This window comes from Oleiphilus sp. HI0132, assembly GCF_001635845.1.
In genome coordinates this window covers 1-950 of record NZ_LWGJ01000151.1, presented here as the reverse complement: position 1 = coordinate 950, position 950 = coordinate 1, and the positions used below count along the sequence as shown (strand labels likewise).

Below are 950 nucleotides of genomic sequence, written 5' to 3'. Positions count from 1 at the left end.
CCTAAACTGTGACCAAGAAACCTTGCATCGCTTACTACCCAATACACCTTCGGTATCACCTAAGTGTCCGGTTAAAGTTGAAGTCGCATTTAAATTAGAAAGCTTTCTTCAAATTAATGCAGATGTAATCTGTATTAGACGCTTATCTAAAGATACCTTTCAACTTGAGTTACGCTTTGGCGCCTTAGATGCCGAAGCTGAGTGTGAAATTGACGCCTATATTGAACATTCACTATACAAAGAAAAGAGTAAAGTAGTGCAGCCGATAAGAGCTATGAATGAATATTCTGCAGTTGCTTAAGCATTTGATGATGTATAACTAGTTCACACCCAAGCTATGCTCTCGATGTGAACACTGATTTAAGTATTGGCTGGCTTAAAGCTACTTAGTGGGAGTAAGGGTAGGAATAGTATCTTGCTTACTTTCGGTGAGAGCACTAACAAGCTCTGCTTCTGGACGAGAGATGCCACAACTATTCATTAGGTCATCGATCCCCGCTCCCAACTCCACCAAACGTGACGCTTCGGAGTAAGAAACTTTAGTCGGGTCATTTTTCTGCATTTCGTCTATTATGGCTTCAAGCTCTTCGACACGCTTTTCCAGAGCAATAACCTTACGCCCAACACCCATTGAGCCATGGCTAATTCCCTGAACTTCTTTTGATAGCTCATCGACCAGATCAGCAGTGCTCCTTTCTGATAAGGTAATGCTACGCTTGATTACCAAAGCGTACACCGCAAGCAAACATACGAGTATCGCTGAAACCAATGGAACAAACTCTACAGAAATTGACATGCCTACTCCTCATAGCCCTCAATTAGCATTGAGGGCCAAAAACAAATTGGCTATCGAGTTTAGAACGAGCCCATTTCAGACCATTCTTCTTCAGATAGCATCTTCTCAAATTCAACCAAGATAATCAGTTCGCCGTTCTTATTACAAACGCCCT

At 42.0% G+C, this 950-nt stretch carries 2 protein-coding genes and 1 pseudogene; 1 reads left to right on the top strand and 2 read right to left on the bottom strand.

Translation table 11 applies throughout. From position 1 onward, the window contains the following. On the top strand, positions 1 to 301 hold a 301-nt coding region (locus A3766_RS30145), incomplete at its 5' end, for a hypothetical protein (protein ID WP_197479184.1). An 81-nt stretch (positions 302 to 382) separates the two neighbouring features. On the opposite strand, the gene A3766_RS01915 is transcribed toward A3766_RS30145, so the two are convergent. Together A3766_RS01915 and A3766_RS32460 are read right to left on the bottom strand one after the other, a co-directional pair. Next, positions 383 to 796 (bottom strand): DUF2802 domain-containing protein, encoded by a 414-nt coding sequence (locus A3766_RS01915; RefSeq protein ID WP_068513732.1) that lies wholly within the window; start codon positions 794 to 796, stop codon positions 383 to 385. Between the two features lie 59 nt (positions 797 to 855). Then, positions 856 to 950 (bottom strand): annotated as a pseudogene (locus A3766_RS32460) (chemotaxis protein CheW); the annotation flags it as partial.

Coding starts and splice junctions, on each gene's coding strand:
- A3766_RS01915 (WP_068513732.1), bottom strand. CDS start 796: ATGTCAATTTCTGTAGAGTTTGTTCCATTGGTTTCAGCGATACTCGTA.